Annotated in this window: 19 protein-coding genes; 8 read left to right on the top strand and 11 right to left on the bottom strand. The window is 62.7% G+C overall.

The features are described from left to right. Positions 1 to 6 precede the first annotated feature (6 nt). Both KUA23_RS07670 and pobA read right to left on the bottom strand, forming a co-directional pair. Positions 7 to 1,524 (bottom strand): MDR family MFS transporter, encoded by a 1,518-nt coding sequence (locus KUA23_RS07670; protein ID WP_078050882.1) that lies wholly within the window; start codon positions 1,522 to 1,524, stop codon positions 7 to 9. Between the two features lie 66 nt (positions 1,525 to 1,590). After that, a complete protein-coding gene (pobA, locus tag KUA23_RS07665; protein ID WP_177409522.1) occupies positions 1,591 to 2,775 on the bottom strand; it encodes a 4-hydroxybenzoate 3-monooxygenase in 1,185 nt (394 codons plus the stop codon). Positions 2,776 to 2,964: 189 nt separating this feature from the next. On the opposite strand from pobA, the gene KUA23_RS07660 reads away from it, so the two are divergent. Beyond that, on the top strand, positions 2,965 to 3,843 hold the full coding sequence (locus tag KUA23_RS07660; protein ID WP_252993675.1) for a helix-turn-helix domain-containing protein: 879 nt from the start codon (positions 2,965 to 2,967) through the stop codon (positions 3,841 to 3,843). Between the two features lie 44 nt (positions 3,844 to 3,887). Here KUA23_RS07660 and KUA23_RS07655 read toward each other — a convergent pair whose 3' ends face one another. Both KUA23_RS07655 and KUA23_RS07650 read right to left on the bottom strand, forming a co-directional pair. Beyond that, a complete protein-coding gene (locus KUA23_RS07655) occupies positions 3,888 to 4,064 on the bottom strand; it encodes a hypothetical protein (RefSeq protein WP_177409469.1) in 177 nt (58 codons plus the stop codon). A gap of 100 nt (positions 4,065 to 4,164) precedes the next feature. Next, positions 4,165 to 5,070: a LysR family transcriptional regulator gene (locus KUA23_RS07650; protein WP_078047388.1), complete on the bottom strand. Its 906-nt coding sequence runs from the start codon at positions 5,068 to 5,070 to the stop codon at positions 4,165 to 4,167. A 104-nt stretch (positions 5,071 to 5,174) separates the two neighbouring features. Between KUA23_RS07650 and KUA23_RS07645 the strand changes: the two genes are divergently transcribed. Further along, a complete protein-coding gene (locus KUA23_RS07645) occupies positions 5,175 to 6,041 on the top strand; it encodes an MBL fold metallo-hydrolase (RefSeq protein ID WP_252993674.1) in 867 nt (288 codons plus the stop codon). Positions 6,042 to 6,074: 33 nt separating this feature from the next. Continuing rightward, a complete protein-coding gene (locus KUA23_RS07640; RefSeq protein WP_099494377.1) occupies positions 6,075 to 6,689 on the top strand; it encodes an NAD(P)-dependent oxidoreductase in 615 nt (204 codons plus the stop codon). Between the two features lie 75 nt (positions 6,690 to 6,764). Here KUA23_RS07640 and KUA23_RS07635 read toward each other — a convergent pair whose 3' ends face one another. Continuing rightward, positions 6,765 to 7,640, bottom strand: a complete 876-nt coding sequence (locus KUA23_RS07635) for a LysR substrate-binding domain-containing protein (protein ID WP_252993673.1) — start codon at positions 7,638 to 7,640, stop codon at positions 6,765 to 6,767. Positions 7,641 to 7,751: 111 nt separating this feature from the next. Here KUA23_RS07635 and KUA23_RS07630 point away from each other — a divergent pair, with 111 nt between their 5' ends. The 4 genes from KUA23_RS07630 to KUA23_RS07615 all read left to right on the top strand — a co-directional run bounded on the left by KUA23_RS07630 (position 7,752) and on the right by KUA23_RS07615 (position 14,278). Then, on the top strand, positions 7,752 to 9,377 hold the full coding sequence (locus KUA23_RS07630; RefSeq protein WP_252993672.1) for a 5-guanidino-2-oxopentanoate decarboxylase: 1,626 nt from the start codon (positions 7,752 to 7,754) through the stop codon (positions 9,375 to 9,377). Then, positions 9,374 to 10,816 carry an aldehyde dehydrogenase family protein gene (locus tag KUA23_RS07625; RefSeq protein WP_252993671.1) on the top strand — a complete coding sequence of 481 codons (1,443 nt, stop codon included), beginning with the start codon at positions 9,374 to 9,376 and terminating at the stop codon, positions 10,814 to 10,816. Before KUA23_RS07630 ends, KUA23_RS07625 begins: the two co-directional genes overlap by 4 nt. Before the next feature lie 1,200 nt (positions 10,817 to 12,016). Further along, on the top strand, positions 12,017 to 13,204 hold the full coding sequence (locus tag KUA23_RS07620; protein WP_252993670.1) for a cyanate transporter: 1,188 nt from the start codon (positions 12,017 to 12,019) through the stop codon (positions 13,202 to 13,204). 138 nt (positions 13,205 to 13,342) lie between these two features. Then, on the top strand, positions 13,343 to 14,278 hold the full coding sequence (locus tag KUA23_RS07615; RefSeq protein WP_078047381.1) for a LysR family transcriptional regulator: 936 nt from the start codon (positions 13,343 to 13,345) through the stop codon (positions 14,276 to 14,278). A gap of 3 nt (positions 14,279 to 14,281) precedes the next feature. On the opposite strand, the gene KUA23_RS07610 is transcribed toward KUA23_RS07615, so the two are convergent. Next, complete coding sequence (locus tag KUA23_RS07610; protein ID WP_252993669.1) at positions 14,282 to 14,644, bottom strand: 5-carboxymethyl-2-hydroxymuconate Delta-isomerase; 363 nt, start codon at positions 14,642 to 14,644, stop codon at positions 14,282 to 14,284. Between the two features lie 79 nt (positions 14,645 to 14,723). After that, positions 14,724 to 15,647: a LysR substrate-binding domain-containing protein gene (locus KUA23_RS07605; RefSeq protein WP_078047379.1), complete on the bottom strand. Its 924-nt coding sequence runs from the start codon at positions 15,645 to 15,647 to the stop codon at positions 14,724 to 14,726. A gap of 129 nt (positions 15,648 to 15,776) precedes the next feature. Here KUA23_RS07605 and KUA23_RS07600 point away from each other — a divergent pair, with 129 nt between their 5' ends. Further along, positions 15,777 to 15,953, top strand: a complete 177-nt coding sequence (locus KUA23_RS07600; RefSeq protein ID WP_177326536.1) for a hypothetical protein — start codon at positions 15,777 to 15,779, stop codon at positions 15,951 to 15,953. Here KUA23_RS07600 and KUA23_RS07595 read toward each other — a convergent pair. The 4 genes from KUA23_RS07595 to kce form a co-directional block, all read right to left on the bottom strand. Next, on the bottom strand, positions 15,908 to 17,233 hold the full coding sequence (locus KUA23_RS07595) for an MFS transporter (protein ID WP_078050881.1): 1,326 nt from the start codon (positions 17,231 to 17,233) through the stop codon (positions 15,908 to 15,910). The genes KUA23_RS07600 and KUA23_RS07595 overlap by 46 nt on opposite strands. Positions 17,234 to 17,288: 55 nt before the next feature. After that, the gene (locus KUA23_RS07590; protein ID WP_252993668.1) at positions 17,289 to 18,611 is read right to left on the bottom strand and encodes an MFS transporter; all 1,323 of its coding nucleotides are present in this window, start codon (positions 18,609 to 18,611) and stop codon (positions 17,289 to 17,291) included. 73 nt (positions 18,612 to 18,684) lie between these two features. Further along, positions 18,685 to 19,563 (bottom strand): SMP-30/gluconolactonase/LRE family protein, encoded by an 879-nt coding sequence (locus tag KUA23_RS07585; RefSeq protein WP_078047377.1) that lies wholly within the window; start codon positions 19,561 to 19,563, stop codon positions 18,685 to 18,687. Between the two features lie 65 nt (positions 19,564 to 19,628). After that, positions 19,629 to 20,561: a 3,5-dioxohexanoate:acetyl-CoA acetone transferase gene (gene kce / locus KUA23_RS07580; protein ID WP_099492551.1), complete on the bottom strand. Its 933-nt coding sequence runs from the start codon at positions 20,559 to 20,561 to the stop codon at positions 19,629 to 19,631. Positions 20,562 to 20,567: the final 6 nt, after the last annotated feature.

The raw sequence follows: 20,567 nt of genomic DNA, 5'->3' as shown, positions 1-20,567 counted from the left end.
CTGCAGTTATTTAGCCTTGTCCTCACGGCCGCGCAGCACTCGGTTCGGCATTGCGATTGCCGCTGCGAGGCCCAGCAGGGACACTGCTGCGCTCACCATCAGCAAATGCCTGAACGTCACTGCCAGTTCTGCGCGCAGGGCGTCTTGCGCCGGGCCGGGGGCGGCGTTGAGGCCGTCGAGCAGTACGTTGCCGGAGGTGCCTTCCGCCAAAGGTGCACCGCTGGCCAGGTGGGCGAAGCTGGAGTCCTGCAGCAGCGCCAGCAGCAGCGCCGACATGCACGCTACCCCTACTGCTCCACCAAGGGAGCGGAACAGGTTGGTGGTGCTGGTGGCGACGCCGATGTCGCGCTGGTCCACCGAGTTTTGTGTGCCCACCAACGAAGTGGGGAATTGCATGCCGGCGGCGATCCCGCACAGCAGCATGAACATCGCCGTCAGCCCCACTGCCTGGGGCGCGCTCAGGGCCATGCCGAGGATCGCGAAGGGGCTCAGCAGCGCACCGCTGAGGATCATCGGTTTATAGCGCCCGGTCACCGACGTCATGCGTCCGGCAAAATAGGCGCCCATCGGCAAGCCCATGGCCAGCGGCAGCAGGTGCAGGGCCGCGCTGTCGGCCCCGGAGCCGGTCACGGTCTGATAACGCAAGGGCATCAGTACCGTCAGGGAAATCGCCTGGAAACTGGTGAAAAAGATCGTGCACCAGCACAACACCGCACTGCGGTTGGCGAACAGGTGCATCGGCAGCAGCGGCTCGCGTGCGCGGCGCTCGTGCCACACGAATAACGTCAACGCCACCAGAGCAGCCAGCAACAGCCCCAGCACTTCGTCGTCACGCCAAGGGTGGCCCTGGCCGATTTCGGTGATGCCCAACAGCAAGGCGGTCAGGCCGATGATCATGAGCACGGTGCCGAGGTAATCGATGATCGGCTTGCGCTGCGGTACCGGCAGCCCGACCAGGGTGCGATGGGCCACGTACCAGGCGCCGGCGCCCAAGGGCAGGTTGATCAGGAACACCCAGCGCCACGACAGGTACTCGGTCATGTAGCCGCCGAGCACCGGCCCGGCGACGCTGGCCACCGCGTACATGCTGCTGAAATAGCCCTGGTAGCGCCCGCGTTCGCGGGGCGGGATGATGTCGCCGATGATCGCCTGGCTCACCGAGATCATGCCGCCGGCGCCGATGCCCTGGAGGATCCGCGCCAGCACCAGTTGCTCCATGCTTTGCGCCATGCCGCAGAACAGCGAGGCCAGGGTGAACAGGCCCATGCCGATCAGCATCATCGGCCGCCGCCCGTAGAGGTCGCCGAGCTTGCCGTAGATCGGCACCGCCACGGTCATCGCCACCATGTAGCCGGAGATGACCCAGGCCAGCAGGTTGACGTCATGGAACTGGGCGGAGATAGCGGGCATGGACACGGCGACAATGGTCTGGTCCAGGGCCCCCAGGAAGATCGCCATCATCAGTGAGGCGAGGATGCTGCGCACAGCAGGCAGCGGCGGAACGGGCGGGTTAAGGTGCGTCACGGCAGAACCTTCGAGCAGGGCCCGCGGGAAAAGGCGGCCCACGGGAATGCTCGATACGATAGCAGGCTATTCGATAGCTTCGTAAGGAAGTCCGACGTAATTTTCCGCGATGGTCGTGCGCCCTGCCTCGGAGTGAATGAAGTACTCAAGTTCACTCTCGGCGATGCGCTGGCTGAAGCCGTCCGCCTCGGGAAACTGATGCAGCATCGAGGTCATCCACCAGGAAAACCGCTCGGCTTTCCACACCCGCCGCAGGCAGATGGCGGAGTAGCGTTCCAGCAAGTCCACGCGCCCTTCGCCGTAGACCTTGAGCAAGATCCGATACAGCGTGCTCACATCACTGGCCGCCAGGTTCAAGCCCTTGGCGCCGGTGGGCGGCACGATGTGCGCCGCATCCCCTAGCAGGAACAGGCGCCCATACTGCATCGGCTCCACCACGAAACTGCGCAGCGGCGCGATGCTTTTTTCGATCGAGGGGCCGGTGACCAAGCCTTCGGCGAGGTGGCTGGGCAGACGCGTTTTCAGTTCGTCCCAGAAGCGCGCATCGGGCCATTCATCAATCGGTTCGTCCACCGGCACCTGCAGGTAATAACGGCTGCGGGTCGGTGAACGCATGCTGCACAAGGCAAAGCCACGCGGGTGTTTGGCATACACCAACTCCGCGTGCACCGGCGGTGTGTCGGCGAGGATGCCCAACCAACCAAAAGGATAGACCCGTTCGAAGACGCTGAGCGATTCGGCTGGGATTGATTGACGCGCGACACCGTGGAAACCATCGCACCCCGCGATGTAGTCGCACTCCAAGCGATAGGCTTCGCCCTGATGTTCAAAGGTCAGCCAGGGCTGATCACTTTTGAGCCCGTGGGGCTGCACATGGCTGGCTTCATACAGGGTAGTGGCGCCTGCGGCGGCGCGGGCGGCCATGAGGTCGCGGGTGACTTCGGTCTGGCCGTAGATCATCACCGACTGGCCACCGGTCAGCGCCTTGAGGTCGATGTGGGTAAGCTGTCCGTTCAGTGCCAATTCGAACCCGTCATGCACCAGGCCTTCGCTATCCATACGGTGGTTGACGCCCGCCTGCCTCAGCAGGTCGACCATGCCTTGTTCCAGCACCCCGGCACGGATACGGCCTTGCACGTAATCGGCGCTCTGGCGCTCTAGGATAAGGGTCTCGATACCGGCGTTGTGCAGCAGTTGGCCGAGCAACAGTCCCGAGGGACCGGCGCCGATAATGGCGACTTGGGTTTTCAGCGTTTTCATTATTTTTATCGCCCGCAAGCTCCACCCGAACGGATAGGGTGAAAGAATTGTCATTGGTCTTGTAGCTGACATTTTTCACTTGAGTGGTCGGTATAAGAAGGTGAAAACTGAGCCAAAGCCTGCGCTTTTTGCCAATCGGGGCGATTACCGCACCACTCTCCTGGGTATCGGATTGAAACCATGACCAAAACCGCGATTCCGGTCTTCAAGCTTTACGGGGAAAACCAGCAATGGCCGACCCCCGATTTGTTGCACTGTGAAACCATTTCCCGGCGCAGTCGGGAATACCAGTGGGAAATCCAGCCCCACCGGCACGCGGACCTGTGCCAATTGCTGTATGTGCACAAAGGCCAGGCAGAGTTGGAAATCGAAGGCCAGCGCTCCACCCTGAACGAAGCGACATTGCAGGTATTGCCGCCGCTGTGTGTGCACGGGTTTCGTTTTTCCGAGGACGTCGAAGGCTACGTGGTGACGCTCGCCGCGCCACTGGTCAGCCACTTGCAAACCCAGCTGGGCACCACGGTGGACGGCTTGCAGGCGCTGGGCAACTACCCGGCGGGCAAGGACAGTGACTACCTGAACAGCCAGTTCGCGCGCCTGCAGGATGAATACGCCGACGAACAGCCGGCACGGGACATGATGATGCATGCACTGGTCAGCGTGCTGCTGGTGTGGATCAGCCGCCAGGCCATCCAGCGTCGCCACCCACGGGCGCCGAGGGGGCGCGAGTACTTTCGACGCTTTACCCAGTTGGTCGAGCAGCATTACCGCGAACACCCGAAGATCGAAGACCTGGCCCACAAACTGGGCATCTCGGTCTCTCACCTGAACGGCACGTGTCGGGAATTGGGTGGGCAGCCTGCGCTGCAGATCATGCACGATCGCCAACTGCTGGAGGCCAAGCGCTTGCTGACCTACACCAGCATGACCATCAATGAAATGTCGGAGGTGTTAGGTTTTTCCGACCCGACCAACTTCTCTCGACTGTTCCGTCGCCGGGTCGGGTTCTCACCGAAGGCGTTTCGCGAGCAACTGAAAACCGAAACACCACCCAATTGAGTGTGGAAGCCCGCTCCCACATTCAGATGCCCGGCTGTCCGCTTTTAACGCAAAGCGCTGAAGCTGCCGGTATGGGGAACGCATTGATCCTGATGGCAGCTGATCGCAAAGGTTGGCTGCATACGGGTCTGCTCCACGCGGTAGGCGGCGGTCCCGTAAAGCGCGCTGGCGATGGCGCACAGGCTGACAATCATCAGGTACTTTCTGGTTTTAATGCTCATGGCACAGACCTCTGAGCGGATCTACACGGTGCTATTCAAAGCATAGGTCAACAGCGCCAAGTTGCCATTATCGGGCGACATTCAACCTCTTTATATCGGCCTAGAGACCGACGTCCCACGCGGGCTCTTCCGGGAACCTCAGCACCAGGAAATCCAACAGGCTGCGCAGCGCCGAAGGCATGTGCTTGCGCGAGGCGTACACGGCGTAGATGTTCATCTGCCGGGGCTCGGCCTCGGGCAGCAGGCGGACCAGTTCGCCGCGTCGGATGTAATCGCCGGCCTGGTAGCTGGGCAGCATCGACACCCCGGCCCCGGCCAGCGTCACGCGCAGCAAGGTGCTGGCTTCGTTGGAGGTGATGTTGCCGTTGATGGGCACCGAGACGTGCTCGCCGCCTTCTTCGAAATGCCACAGGCTTTTGCCGAAGTAGGAATGGGTGAGGCAGTTATGCCCTGCGAGGTCTTCGACTTTCTGCGGCGCCGGATGGGCCTGTAAATAGGCCTGCGAGGCGCACACCACGGAGCGACAAACGGTGAGGCGTCGGGCAATGAGGTTGGGGTCCAGGTCGTTGCTGGTACGGATGGCCAGGTCGATGCGCTCATCCACCAGGTTCACGGTGCGGTCGAGCATTTGCAGGTCAACGGTCACCAACGGGTAGCGCCTGACGTACTCAGCGATGGCCTCGGCCAATTGCGCCTGGCCGAACGAGGTGCTGACACTCAGGCGCAGCAGACCCCGTGGCGCGTCATCGGGCTCGCTGACGGCGGCCTGCATATCGCAGCTCAGTTCCAGCATTTGCCGACAGCGTGGCAGCGTTTCAATCCCCGCCGCCGTGAGGCTCAGCTTGCGCGTGGTGCGGTGCAGCAAGCGCGCGCCGACCCAGTCTTCCAGCTCGGCCAAGTAGCGTGACACCACTGGGCGCGAGAGGTCCAGATGATCGGCCGCGGCGGACTGGCTGCCCAGGTCCACCACCGTGACAAACACGCGCATTGCTTGAAGACGATCCATGATTTGCCCGATTTTAGAAACAAACTATGTCCCAGCATCGCATTTTTAGTCTGGTTTTGTGCAACTAAGCTCTGTGCATCCCTTACCGATGCTGGAGCTGCCCGATGTTCTCAACCTTCAAGCGCTTGACCCTGGCGACCGCCGCCCTGGCCTTTGCCGCCCATGCGACCGCCGCCGACCTGAGCCTGGAGGTGTACAACCCCGGCGAAGCGGCAATCTTCCCGGTCAGCTCAGTGCTGGTCAGCGGGGCCAAGGACGCGATCCTGGTAGACGCCCAATTCGGCAAAGGCCAGGCCGAGCAACTGGTGCAGAAAATCCGCGCCAGCGGCAAACACCTCACCACCATCTACATCAGCCACGGCGACCCGGACTACTACTTCGGCCTCGACACCCTCACGGCGGCCTTCCCCGACGCAAACGTGCTGGCCCCGCAACCCGTGGTCGACCACATCAAGGCGACCGTGGCCGGCAAACTTGAGTTCTGGGGCCCGAAAATGGGGGCCGACAAACCCGCCAATACCATCGTGCCGCAGGTACTCCAAGGCCACAGCCTGAGCCTCGAAGGCCAGCAGTTGGACGTGATCGGCCTGGACGGCGCGCAGCCGGATCGCACCTTTGTGTGGATCCCGTCGATCAAGGCCGTGGTCGGCGGCGTGGTTGTCGCCGAAAACATTCACGTGTGGATGGCTGACACCCAGAGCGAGCAATCCCATAAAGATTGGCTGGCTACCCTGCAGCGCATCGAAGAGCTGAAACCGCGCACCGTGATCCCGGGCCACTACCTGGGTACACCGTCACTGAAATCCGTGGCTTTTACCGCCGACTACATCAAGGCCTTCGACGCCGAGACCGCCAGGGCCAAGGACTCCGCCGCCCTGATCACGGCCATGAAAAAGCGTTATCCCACCCTTGCCGACGAAAGCTCGCTGGAACTCGGCGCCAAAGTCGCCAAGGGCGAGATGAAGTGGTGATGGGTTTTAACCCCTGACGAACTGGAGAACGACATGAGCAAGATCGCAATCATTGGGGCCACCGGCCGTGCGGGTAGCCAACTGTTGGAAGAAGCCTTGCGCCGTGGGCATAGCGTTGTGGCCATTGCGCGTAATACCGACACGCTGGCGGCGCGCCCTGGCGTCACCGTCAAGCAAGTGGATGCACTGGATGCCGCCGCCCTGCAACAGGCCGTGAGCGGCAGCGACGTGGTGATCAGCGCGGCGCATTTCGCCACCCTGCCCGCCCCAGCCGTGATCGGGCCGGTGAAGAAGGCCGGGGTGAAACGCTTGCTGGTGGTGGGCGGTGCCGGTTCACTGCTGCTGCCGGGTGGCGGTCGGGTGATCGACAGCGAAGGTTTCCCGGCGGAGTACAAAGCCGAAGCCAGCGCAGGGGCAGCGTTTCTCGACACGCTGCGTCAGGAAAAAGAGCTGGATTGGACCTTCCTGTCGCCCTCGGCGGAGTTCGTCGAAACCGAGCGCACCGGCACATTCCGTGTGGGCCAGGACGATCTGCTGGTGAGCAGTGAAGGCCGCAGCTGGATCAGCTTTGCCGACTACGCCATCGCCCTGATCGACGAAGTGGAAACACCCAAGCACTCGCGCCAACGCTTCACCGTCGGCTACTGACACCCCCTCCCTTGTAGGAGCCCGGCTTGCCGGCGATGGCGATTTCAAGGTCGCCATCGCCGGCAAGCCGGGCTCCTACAACGGGGATTTGGCGTTCATGACCAGCCAGTTCATCAGGGCCTCCAGCCCTGCCGAAGGCTCGGTACCCGGTGGATACACCAGGTAATACCCCATCCCCGTCGGCACCCTCAGTTCAAACGGCGTCGCCAACCGCCCTGCCTTCAAATCCTCGCCAATCAACGCACTGTCGCCAATTGCCACGCCGGAACCTTGGGACGCCACCGTCATCGCCAAGTCCAGCGTTTCAAAATGATGCCCCTGGCTCAAATTGCTCAGTCGCGTATTCGCCGCCTTCAGCCACAGCGCCCAATCCCGCTCATCCCGCGTGGGGTGCAGCAGCACTTGTTGCTGCAGGTCTGCTGGTGTGTGCAAGGCACCGAGCAAAGCCGGCGCGCACACCGGGGTGAGTTGTTCATCGAACAAATGCCGCGCCTGCGCCGACTGCTCGGCGATGGGTGCGTAGATCACCGCTGCGTCGAATTGCTCGCGGCGAAAGTCCACGGTGTAGGCCACGGTGGTGGTGAGTTCCACGGGGACGTCCGGGCGCTCCTTCTGCCATTGCATCAGGCGTGGCAGCAGCCAGCGCATCACACAGGTGGAGGCCTTGAGTTGCAGGGTCTGGCGGCGACTGCCGATCTGATCGACCGCCTCGCCGATCAGGCCAAACACCTGGTGTGCGCGCAGGGACCATTCGCGGCCTTCTTCGGTCAGGCTCAAGCCCCGCGCCTGGCGTTGGAACAGCGCGTAGCCCAAATGGCTTTCCAGCCCGGCAATCTGCCGGCTCACCGCGCCCTGGGTGATGTGCAGTTGCTCGGCGGCGCGGGTGAAGTTGCAGCACTGGGCCGTGACCCAGAAGGTGTGCAACGCGGGCAGCGGCGGAAGGCGTTTCATAAGGGCTGAGCCATGACGTGAGGACATGGCTAGTATGACTTTTTATCGATTGTTGCCGCTACGGGCCAGCCGGTCCAATAACGCCTTACCTCAACAATAAGAGCGACATGTATGGCGACCTGCGGCGAAGTATTGGTCAACCTCCTGGAAGGCTATGGCGTGGACCAGGTGTTTGGCATCCCCGGCGTGCACACCGTGGAGCTGTACCGCGGCCTGGCCCGCTCCAGCATCCGTCACGTCACCCCGCGCCACGAACAGGGCGCCGGCTTCATGGCCGACGGTTATGCGCGTACCAGTGGCAAGCCCGGCGTGTGCTTCATCATTACCGGCCCCGGCATGACCAATATCACCACCGCCATGGGCCAGGCCTATGCCGACTCGATCCCGATGCTGGTGATCTCCAGCGTGCAGTCACGTAGCCAATTGGGCGGCGGGCGCGGCAAGTTGCATGAGCTGCCGAACCAGGGCGCGATGATTGCCGGCGTGGCGGCGTTCTCCCATACCTTGATGTCGGCGGCGGAATTGCCCGGTGTGCTGGCGCGGGCGTTTGCGTTGTTCCAGGCCGGACGCCCCCGCCCGGTGCACATCGAAATCCCGCTGGATGTACTGGTGGAAAATGCCGATGCACTGCTGGGCAGTGAGCCGGTCAGCGTGGCCCGTGCCGGTGCGGCGCCGTCGGCGGTCAAGCAGATGAGCCAGTTGCTCGCCGCCGCCAAGCGGCCCTTGATTCTCGCCGGTGGCGGCGCCATCGACGCCGCACCCGCACTGACGCAATTGGCCGAAGCGCTCGGCGCGCCCGTGGCCCTCACCATCAACGCCAAAGGCCTGCTGCCGGCCCGCCACCCGCTGTTGATCGGCTCGACCCAGACCCTGGTCGCCACCCGCGCGCTGGTGGCCGAAGCCGACGTGGTGCTGGCCATCGGCACCGAGCTGGCGGAAACCGACTACGACGTCACCTTCGCCGGCGGCTTCGAGATTCCCGGGGCCTTGCTGCGTATCGACATCGACCCGGACCAGACCGTGCGCAACTACCCGCCGCACGTCGCCTTGGTAGCCGATGCGCACATTGCCGCCGAAGCCTTGCTCGCCGAGCTGAGCAGCCAGCCATTGCCGCCACGCAACAGTGCTTGGGGCGCTGACCGTGTGGCACGCCTGTGGGCCGAGCTGAACCCTGCCTGGGACGCCGCCACCCGCGCGCAAACGCTGTTCCTCACTACCGTCCTGGAGACATTGCCCAACGCCGTGCTGGTCGGCGACTCGACCCAACCGGTGTACAGCGGCAACCTCACCCTGAACCTCGACCACCCACGCCGCTGGTTCAATTCGTCCACCGGCTACGGCACCCTCGGCTATGCCCTGCCCGCTGCCATTGGCGCCTGGCTGGGACGCGGCGACGGGCAACCGGTGGTGTGCCTGATCGGCGACGGCGGCCTGCAATTCACCTTGCCGGAACTGGCCAGCGCCGTGGAAGCGCGCACGCCCGTCATCGTGTTGCTGTGGAATAACCACGGCTATGAAGAGATCAAGAAATACATGCTCAACCGCGCCATCGAGCCGGTCGGCGTGGACATCTACACCCCGGACTTCATCGGCGTGGCCAAGGCGCTGGGCTGTACAGCCGAAAGCATCCAGGGCATCGAGCAACTGCGCACATCATTGCGCAGCGCCGCCGATCGACAGGGGCCGACGCTGATCGAAATCGACCAAGGGCTGTGGATGAAGGAGGTGGCGGTATGAGCGCGGTATTGAACGGGATCTACATCGACGGCGCGTGGCATGCCGGTCATGACGTCATTGAGGTGATCAACCCGGCCACCGAGGCGCTGCTGGCCCAGGTCAGCGTGGGCGATGCGCTGGCAGTGAAGCGGGCGGTCGGCGCCGCCAGCGCAGCCTTTGGCGACTGGTCGAAAAGCACCGGCCGCGATCGTGCCGCCCTGCTGCGCAAGATCGCCCAGGGCGTCAGCGAGCAGCGTGAACAACTGATGCACCTGCAGTCGAGCAATAACGGCAAGCCGCTGTTTGAAGCCGCGATCGATGTGGACGACGTGATCGCCACCTTCGAGTATTACGCCACGGTAGCCGACGACATGGACGCCGGCCAGGACCGTGCGGTGACGCTGCCCAGTGACAACTTCCGCGCACGCCTGCGCCGTGAACCGTGCGGCGTGGTGGGGCTGATCGTGCCGTGGAATTTCCCGATGGTGACCACCGCCTGGAAACTCGCCCCGGCCCTGGCTGCCGGTTGCTGCGTGGTGCTCAAACCGTCGGAAGTCACGCCCTTGGCCGAGTTGCAATTGGCGCGGATTATCGCCGAGGCCGGCGTGCCGGCTGGGGTATTCAACCTGGTCTGCGGCACAGGCCTGGACGTCGGCGCGCCGTTGGCGGCAGACCCTCGCGTCGCGAAGATCTCCTTCACCGGCAGTAACGCCGTCGGCGTGCAGGTGATGCAACGCGCGGCCGAAACCATCAAGGGCGTGAGCCTGGAATTGGGCGGCAAATCTTCATTGTTGGTGCTGGCGGATGCCGACCTGGACCTCGCGGTGGAACTGGCCTGTGGCGGCGGATTTTTCAACGCCGGCCAGATGTGCTCCGCCACCAGCCGCGTATTGGTGGCTGACAGCCTGGCGGATGAATTCCTGCGGCGTGTGCAGGCACGCGCTGAAAGCATTCGCGTGGCCGACCCCTTTGCCGATGGAGTAGAAATGGGCGCGCTGATCAACCGCGTGCAGTATCAGCGGGTGCTGGGGCATATCCAGCGCGGCATCGAAGACGGCGCCCGTTTGCTCTGCGGCGGTAAACGCCCGGCAGATTTGCCCAAGGGCTTCTTCATTCGCCCCACCGTGTTCACCGATGTGCCACTGGACAGCGCACTGTGGAACGAAGAAATCTTCGGCCCAGTCCTGTGTGTCCGCCGTTTTGCCTCTGAGGAAGACGCCATCGCCCTGGCCAATGCCAGTGAGTTCGGCCTCGTCGCCAGCGTCGTCAGCACCCATACCGAGACCGCCGAACGCGTCGCCAATGCCTTGCAAGCCGGCCTGGTGTGGATCAACGCACCGCAAGTCATCTTCCCGCAGACCGCGTGGGGCGGTTACAAACAAAGCAGCATCGGCCGCGAACTAGGCCCGTGGGGACTCGCCACGTTTCAAGAGATCAAACACGTAATCAGCTCCAACTAACCTAACCACAATGCGAAGCGAGCCGCTGTTGCTCGTGATCTTGATCTTGATCTTGATCTTGATCTTGATCCTGCTTTTGATCTCAGGCGCCCCGTCAAACACGCTGGCCGGAATTCGACAGGGATTTGGGGGGTAAACCGGCAGGGATGCCGGTTTAGCCGCCCCGCGCCATGGATGGCGCGTGGCGGCGGCCCCCCAAATACCTGTCGGATTACGGGCACACCGAGCCTAGGCGAGGTGCCGAGTGTTGGGGCAAGAGCGTTTTGCTTACTTTTGCGCTTTTCAAAAGTGAGCCGCCGTAAGGGCGGAACCCATAGCAGCCCTTACCTAAATAACGGATATGTACCCGGTAAGATCCAACATCTAGGTCGGCTGTCAGGCCGCCTTCGCAGGCAAGCCAGCTCCCACATTTTTGAATCGCGGGGGGACAGTTAGATTGTGGTCGGCTGTCAGGCCGTCTTCGCAGGCAAGCCAGCTCCCACATTTTTGGATCGCGGGGGGGACAGTTAGATTGTGGTCGGCTGTCAGGCCGCCTTCGCAGGCAAGCCAGCTCCCACATTTTTGGATCGCGGGGGGACAGTTAGATTTTGGTCGGCTGTCAGGCCGCTTTCGCAGGCAAGCCAGCTCCCACATTTTTGGATCGCGGGGTGACAGTTAGAGTGTGGTCGGCTGTTAGGCCGTCTTCGCAGGCAAGCCAGCTCCCACATTTTTGGATCGTGGGGTGGCAGTTAGATTGTGGTCGGCTGTCAGGCCGCTTTCGCAGGCAAGCCAGCTCCCACATTTTTGGATCGCGGGGTGACAGTTAGATTGTAGTCGGCTGTCAGGCCGCTTTCGCAGGCAAGCCAGCTCCCACATTTTTGGATCGCGGGGGGGGGGACAGTTAGATTGTGGTCGGCTGTCAGGCCGCTTTCGCAGGCAAGCCAGCTCCCACATTTTTGGATCGCGGGGGGACAGTTAGATTGTGGTCGGCTGTTAGGCCGTCTTCGCAGGCAAGCCAGCTCCCACATTTTTGAATCGCGAGGGGACAGTCAGAGCGTGGTCGGCTGTCGGGCCGCCATCGCTGGCAAGCAAGTTCCCACATTGGATCGACGTCGTATCAGACCGCCCGCCTGCAATTTTTAGATAGCCCCTGCGACTTTCTCATTTGCCCCACTCCCCCACCCATGGCCTGATGCCCCCTTGTTCACTCAAGGCCGTCCCATGGAAACCGTCCACACCAAACCCACCACCGCCCTCTGGCTGATGATCAGCGTCGTACTGGTCGCCCTCAACCTACGCCCGTCAATGGCGGCGATAGGCCCACTGCTGTCATCGATCCGCGCCGATGTGCCATTGAGTTTCAGCAGCGCAGCCTTGCTCACCCTGTTGCCGGTAATGGCCATGGGCGTGGCGATGTTCTTTGGCATGGGCCTGGCCAAGCGCTTTGGCGAGCACCGCAGCATTGTGGTGTCGTTGCTGGTGATTGGCGTCGCCACGCTGTCACGGTTGTTCCTCGATTCGGCGCTGGAATTGATCGTCAGCGCCATCGCCGCCGGGGTGGGGATTGCGATGATCCAGGCGTTGATGCCGGCGCTGATCAAGTCGCGGTTCAGCGACAACGTCTCGCTGTTCATGGGCCTCTATGTCACCGCGATCATGGGCGGCGCGGCACTGGCGGCGTCGTTCGCGCCATTTGTGCAAACGCAGACCGGCAGTTGGCGCATCGGCCTGGCGATCTGGGCCGTGCTCGCCTTGCTGGCCCTGGTGTTCTGGTATGCGCAGCGCTCGGCGCTGCCGCCCCTGCCCCAAGCCGGCGCCGGCCCTCAAGAATCGTTTTTCGGCAATGGCCGCGCCTGGTTGCTGGCGATCTTCTTCGGCCTGGGTACCGCGTCCTACACCTGCGTACTCGCCTGGCTGGCGCCGTACTACGTGGAGCAAGGCTGGAGCGAACAGAATGCCGGGTTGCTGCTGGGTTTCTTGACAGCCATGGAAGTGGTGTCCGGATTGATCACGCCGGCCATCGCCAACCGTCGCCAGGATAAACGCGGTGTAGTGGCCGTGTTGCTGGTGCTGATCATCCTCGGTTTCTGCGGCCTGATTCTCAGCCCGCACCACCTGAGCCTGTTGTGGCCGTGCCTGCTGGGCCTGGGCATCGGCGGCCTGTTCCCGATGAGCCTGATCCTGTCCCTCGACCACCTGGACAGCCCCCGCCGCGCCGGAGGCCTCACCGCATTTGTGCAAGGTATCGGCTATCTGATTGCCGGGCTGTCGCCGCTGATCGCCGGGATGATCCGCGACCAACTGGGGAGCTTCGAATGGGCCTGGTGGTTGCTGACGGCGGTGATCGTGGTGATGCTGCTGATCGTCACGCGCTTCGACCCTCGGCATTACGCAAGGCATATCCGCTGACGTCGTGTTGCAAAAAGTATTTGTCTCACGCCAAACATAGAAACGCCCTACAGAGCTTTCTAATGGCACGCTCGTTCCGTTAAGCTTTTGCGTTGTCTTGTACTGAAGTTCGGTACAACAGGTTTACGGACGAAACCGATGTTAAACAGTAACTTGCTCAGAAAGCTCGATATGCAGGACTTGATGGTGTTTATCGCCGTCTACGACCAGAGCAGCGTTACCGAGGTGTCCGAAACGTTGTTTGTCAGCCAGTCCACCGTGAGCTACAGCCTGAAGAAGCTGCGCATCAGCTTTGAAGACGAGCTGTTTATCAATACCCGGGCGGGCATGCGGCCGACCTACAAGGCCACCACCATGTATGGCCATGTGCAGAAAATCCTCGAAAGCATCAACCTGTGCCACGCCGGTGGCCAGGCCTTCGACCCGACCCAGAAAGCCGTGACCTTCAATGTCTGCGCGCCGGAATACTTCGAACAGTTGATCCTGCCGCGGCTGTTGAAGAACTTCGACCGCGCCGACCTGCCGGTGATCGTCAATGTGCAGAAACTGGAAACCGACATCCCCGCCGATGACCTGCGTGACGGTCGCCTCGACCTGGTGATCTGCTTTGGCCCCAACTTCCACCGCGCCCACAAGGACTTCCGCACCCAGATGCTGCTGGAGGACGACCTGGTGTGCGTCTTCGACAAGCGCTCGGCCCCACGGGAGCCGGCTTTCAGCCTGCAATCCTTCGTCGAGCGGCGCCATGTGTTCCCCACGCCGTGGACCTCCGACACCAACATGATCGACGGCTGGCTGGCGCGTCAGGCCCACAAGCGCCAAGTGGTCGCCCGCGCCAATAGCTACAGCGCGGCGCTGAAAATGATCACCGGCACCGACTTCATCGTCACCCTGCCACGCCGCGTGCAAAAGCTGCTGGCGCCGCCGACGGTGTTCGGCCATTGCGAAGCACCCAACGGCTTGCCGGGGTTCACCCTAGAGATGCAGTGGAATGAAACCAGTGAACAGGACAGTGCCAATACCTGGTTTCGTGAGCAGGTGGTCAAGGTGTGTGCGGATCAGGGGCTGTTGTAAGCCTCAGCCAATGGCGATTTTGGTGTAGGACTCGCGGTCCATGTCTACCAACTGGACACTCAGCTGAACCTGTATATCCGCCGGCCAATCCCCAAGGTCCTGCAACGCCGCCAGCAGGCTTTCCGACAGCTGCTGCTTGACCTGCACCGACCGCCCGCTGAGCAGTGACAGCCTCAACGCAATAAAACCACGCGGGGCGAGGGAGGTTCCCACCTGGAAGCTCTCGACCTTGACGGCACGGCTTTTAATATCGGATTCGAATGCGAACTGCCCGGACACCATCAGCACGTTATTGAGCCGCAACAGGGTCTTCTCGACAGCAAGGCCTGTGAGGTTGGCGGTGTATTCCAGGTACATGTGCGGCATGGCAGTTTCCATGTTTGATGTAGGAAGGTTCGTAGGTATATCACAGCGCCCCTTGCTCCAGGCATGAAAGCGCTGTCAGTCAGGGCTTGGCCGCCAGCCCTCGGTCGCTCATGAACGCTTCCAGGCGCGAACGCACCCAGCGCTCGGCCGGGTCGGTGTCGACATGGCTGAGCCAGACCATGGACAAATCCAGGGTCGGTGTCTCGAACGGAAACGGCTCGCAGAACAGTTGGCCCGACACCGCCATGGCCTCGGCGGTGTAGTCCGGCAGGCTGGCGATCAGGTCAGTGCCGGCCAACAACGCCGGCAGCGCGCTGTATTGCGGCACCGACAGCACCACGTGACGCTTGCGGCCGATTTCCGCCAGCCACTCATCGGCGAACCCGGACACGTTGGCGGTGTGTGACACCAGCACATGGGGCCGCGCGCAATATTCATCAAGGGTCAGCGGTGTGTCCGAGGCATCGGCGCGCAGCAAGCGCGGGCGGATATGGCGCAGCAGCTTGCGCTTGGCATTGGCCGGCAGGCCACGGGTCTGGGTGATACCGACGGTGATATCGCCAGAGGCCAGCAGGTCGGGAATGCGCCAGTAGTCCACATGCTGCACCACGAACACCACTTGCGGCGCTTCCTGGCGCAAGGCGCGCAGCAACGGCGGCAACAGGCCGAACTCGACATCGTCGGACAGGCCGATGCGAAAGGTCATGGTGCTGATGGACGGGTCGAAATCGTGGGTCAGGCTCAAGGCCGACGACAATGAATCCAGGGCCGGCGACAGGTGCTGGATGATTTCCTCGGCCCGCGCCGTCGGCTCCATGCGGTGGCCGACGCGAATGAACAGCGGGTCGTTGAATAGCGTGCGCAAGCGGTTGAGGGCCGAACTGATGGTCGGCTGGCCGAGAAACAGCTTCTCCGCCACCCGCGTCACGTTGCGCTCGAGCATCAACGCTTCGAACACGACCATCAGGTTGATGTCGGCCTTGCGTAATTCATTGCGATTCATCGGCGCCTGCCCCTTTCCCCAAGACAAGCCGCAGTTTAGAAAGCGCGGGGGCCTGCGTCTATGTGCGCACTGTTCATCCAGCGGCTTTGCGACTATAAATCAGCTCTCTAAGGTCGCAGGAACACCAACGTGCTGGTCATTCTTGCCCTGAGCCTCCTGCTCGGCGGGTGTTTGCTCTGGGCCATCAAGTTCATCGCCCATCCCACCGCCAGGACATTACTGCGCGTATTCGTCGGCTTATGCCTGGCGGCGGTCGTGGCCTACCTGGTGCTGGCTTCCGGGTTTCCCACCTCGTTACTGGTCTGAGCCTCCTCCTGGCCCTGGCGCAGACGCAAGGCCGCCAGCGCCGCTACCACCAACACCAGCGCGATGACTTTCAAGCCGTTCATCGCATTGCCGGTGCTCATCTCGATCGCGCCCATCACCGACGGCCCGACAAACCCGCCCAACAACCCGCAGGCGTTGACGAAGCCCAAGCCGCCCGCCAGTGCCACGCCCTTGAGGCGTGAAGCCGGGTACAGAAAGATGATCGACTGCACCACAAAGAACATCACCGCCGACAGGCAAAAGCCCAGCAGGCTGAACACCGGCCCCGACATCGATGCGATGGCCAACCCCAGCGCCATGGTCAGCAGCCCGCTGACCAACAACCGCCGACAGCGACCCGGCGTCGTGGCAAAACGCGGGATCAGTACTGCGCCGAGGGCCGCCGCGATCCAAGGCAAGGAGGTCAGCAGGCCAACACTCATGGTGCTCAATTCGCCGTACTTGCTGATGATGCTCGGCAGGAAAAAGATCACGGTGTAGATGGTGATCTGATGGCAAAAGTACACAAAGATCGCCAGCAGGATTTGCGGGGTCAGCCAGTTTTTCAACGAGTGGCCCCCCTCGCCTGCGCCCTCTTCGGTTTCCAGCGCAATGCGCTGTTCGATCCCGCGCGCTTCCTCGGCCGACAACCACGGCGCCTTGCTCGGACGGTCCGGCAATTTGCGCCAGACCACCCAGGCAAACGCCACGGCTGGCAGGCCTTCGAGCAGGAACATCCACTGCCAGCCGTGCCAGCCGAGCATGCCGTCCATGCGCATCAAGGCCGCACCCACCGGGCCGCCGATGATGTTGGCAAAGCACACGCCGAGCAGGAAATAGCCGGTGGCGCGCGCCCGTTGTTCACGGTTGAACCAGTAGGTCAGGTACAGCATCACGCCCGGAAACAGACCGGCCTCGGCAATGCCCAGCAACAGGCGCAGCACGTAGAACGACGTCTCGCCTTGCACAAAGGCCATGGCCGCCGAGATCAGGCCCCAGGTCACCATGATCCGCGCGATCCAGAAGCGGGCGCCGACCTTGTGCATGATCAGGTTGCTGGGGATTTCCGACAGCGCATAAGTGAGGAAAAACAGCCCAGCGCCCAGCCCGTATGCCGCGGCGGAAATGCCCAGGTCGACGTCCAGGTGATGCTTGGCCAGGGCGATGTTGGTGCGGTCCAGGAAGCTCAGGATGTAGGCGATGATCAGCAAGGGCATCAGCTTGACGAACATCAGTTTGTTCAACGCCTGCGGCTCGCGGGCGTGGGGGACGGTAGTCATCGGCAATTCCTCTTGGCGCCCCGCCAGCCAGGCTGGGGGGCGCATCGGTGTTGTTCTAGGAGTCGAGTTGCACAACCAGCGCCTGGGGGCGATGGGAAAACAGTTGCAGCAGTGCGCCGCCCAGGGCGCAGCCGGCCATCACGAAGAAGCACAGGGTGTAGCCGTGCAGCGTGGTCCAGCCGCCGCCCATGGCGATGATGCTGCCCATCAGCACCGGCGCCAGGCCGCCGCCGATGAACATTGCCGTCGTGATGATGCCGTTGGCGGTGGAGGTCGCCGACGACTCTGCCGAGTCGCAGGCCACCGCGTAGTAGATCGGCCACACCGCATTCGCCACCAGGCCGAACAGCAGTTGCACGACGATGATCAACGTCAGGGTGTTGGCGAAGTAGAACGCGCCAACACTCGCCGCCATCCACAGCCCGCAGATGATCAGGGTGGTGCGCCGCCCGATGATGTCCGACAGCGACGGCCACACCAGTTGCCCGAGGATGCCGGTGAGGGTGAACACCACGCTCATCCCCGCCGACTCGGCCAGCGATAACCCGGCGATGTTGTAGAGGTAGGCCGGCAGCACGATGTTCACGCCCATGTACACCACTTGGGTGAGCATCGTATTGCCCGCTGTCAGGGCGATATTGCGGTTGCGCAACGTGGCGACAAAGGTGCGCCAGGCTTCGCCTTTCACCGAACTGGCCGGGGCGTTGTCCGGCGGGGTCATGCCTTTGGCGGCGATGTCGACGTACAGCGCGGTGATGCGCTCGGCGGTGGAATAACGCGCCCAGAAGATCATCAGCGGCAACGCCACCACGAAGGCGAAGAAGAACACGTAGCGCCAGTTCTCCTCACCAAACACGGTGATGACGAAACTCGCGACGATACCGCTGAGCATCGCCCCAATCGGGTAGCCGGTGTGGTGCGCGCCCAAGGCAAAGCCGCGACGCTCCACCGGCCACCATTCGGCGGTATTGCTCACGCCCACCGGTTCACCCCAGCCGGCGCCGAGGTTGACGCCGACGCGCAGGGAAATAAAAGTGGCGAGGTTGCCGCTCAACGCCTTGAAGCCGGACAGGAACGAAATCGCGGTGTAGCCCAGCACCAGCGGCACCTGGAAGCGCGCACGTTTCCAGCCGCCACCGTAGCGGTCGCTCCACATCGACCCGGGAATATCCAGCAGCGCCAGGGCCAGCATGACCACCGTGGCCACGGTGCCCCATTGGTCGGCGGATAAATCGAAATGCTTGGAGATGGTCGGCCCCAGGCGCAGCACGATCTCACGGTCGTAGGCGTTGAGGATCCAAATCATCCAGCAGACCAGCAGCGACACCCAGGAATGCCGGTGAATGCTGCGCAGCGACGCTTTTTTTATAGTTGCCATGGGCCTCTCCAGGCGCGCGAGGGCGCGCACTGACACAAGGTTGCGAAGGAATATGCCTTGTCACACACACGCGCTAGCTGGCGAACCGTCGCTCGGCTATTCCTTGCACGCCCAACCCGGTAATGGCGAACAGCGCTCCGCGCTGCTGGCCGTCTGCCGGAAAACGCGGCAGCGGCGGCTTGGCCATGGAGGTCACAAACAGGGTGTCGAGATTCGGCCCGCCAAAGGTCAGGCTGGTGACCTTTTTCACCGGCATCTGGATGATGCGGTCGACGTGCCCATCGGGGGTGTAGCGCACCAGTTTTCCGGCGTAGACCAGCGCCTGCCACAGGCAGCCTTCGGCATCCACGGTGCAACCATCGGCGGCGCCCCCGCCGGAGGTGTCGACCTTGGCGAAGGTGCGACGATTGCTGACACTGCCGGTGGCCAGGTCGTAGTCGTAGGCCCAGATCTCGCCGGACCAGGTGTCGCAGAAGTAGAAGGTTTCACCCGATGGGCTCCAGCACGGGCCGTTGGACACGATGATGCCTTCGTCCAGGGTGTGCAGGCTCAGGTCGGCATCAAGCCGGTAGAGTTTGGCACTGGCGTTGTCTTCCTGGGTGTCCATGGAGCCGAAGATAAAGCGGCCTTGGCGGTCGACCTTGCCGTCGTTCAGGCGGTTGTCGGGCAGGTGCGGTTCCGGGTCGATGACCAGGTTGAGCTCACCGCTGTTGAGGTCGAGGGTGTGCACGCCGTTCTGCAGGGCGACGATAGCCGACTCACCGTGGCGGCGCAGGGCCATGGAGCCGATCTTCTGGCCCACGTCCCAGGCTCGCAGCTCGCGACCGTCGTCGGTGCATCGCAAGATGCGGCCGTCGGCGCTGTCGATCCAATACAAGCGTTGTTGCTCGACGTCCCACACCGGGCCTTCGCCCAGGGTGGTCTTGACGTCGACGAGCACTTCGATACGCATGGTGTGATCCCCTTATTGTTGTTGTGCGGGATGCAGGCCGCGCCTTGACGCGGCGGTTTGTCGGGTTAGAAGTTGACCTGGTCGCGCCCCTTGAGCCCGAGGATTTCCCGCGCCTCATCCGGCGTGGCGACCCGGTGGCCGAGGGCTTCGATCACTGTACGAATGCGCCGTACCTGGTCGGCATTCGAAGCCGCCAGCTTGCCCGGGCCGTCCCACAGCGAATCTTCCAGGCCGACACGGGCGTTGCTGCCCATGGACAGGCCCATGGTCGCCAGCGGAATTTGCCCACGCCCGGCGCCGAGGATCGACCACACATAGTCGTCGCCAAACAGGCGGTCGGCGGTGCGGCGCATGTGCGCCAGGTCTTCCGGGTGGCCGCCGATGCCGCCGCGCAGGCCGAACACCGACTGGATAAACAAGGGCGGCTTGAGCAGGCCGCGCTCCAGGAAATGCGCGGCGGTGTACAGGTGACCGATGTCGTAACACTCGATCTCAAAACGCGTGCGGTTTTCGGCGCAGGAATTGAGGATGTGAGTGATGTCGCGGAAGGTGTTACGGAATATCCGGTCGTCACTGTCCTCCAAATACGGCCGCTCCCAGTCGTGCTTGAACTCGGTAAAGCGGTTGAGCATTTCGTACAGGCCGAAATTCATCGAGCCCATGTTCAGCGAGGCCAATTCTGGCTTGAACTGCATCACCGGCTGCAGGCGTTCTTCCACACCCATGGTCGGCGCGCCGCCAGTGGTGATGTTGATCACCACGTCGCTGGCGGCCTTGATGTGCGGCAGGAATTCGGCGAACAGCGCCGGGTCCTGGCTGGGACGGCCATCAATCGGATCGCGGGCATGCAGGTGGACAATCGCGGCGCCAGCCTCGGCGGCACCGATGGCGGCGTCGGCAATTTCCTGTGCAGTGATGGGCAAATGCGGCGACATCGACGGCGTATGAATCGCACCGGTGACGGCGCAGGTGATGATGACAGGACGATTTTTGGACATGACGAA

The organism is Pseudomonas pergaminensis (assembly GCF_024112395.2).
GTDB lineage: Bacteria > Pseudomonadota > Gammaproteobacteria > Pseudomonadales > Pseudomonadaceae > Aquipseudomonas > Aquipseudomonas pergaminensis.
The sequence above is the reverse complement of the archived record's forward strand: the minus strand, read 5'-3'. Positions and strand labels throughout refer to the sequence as shown.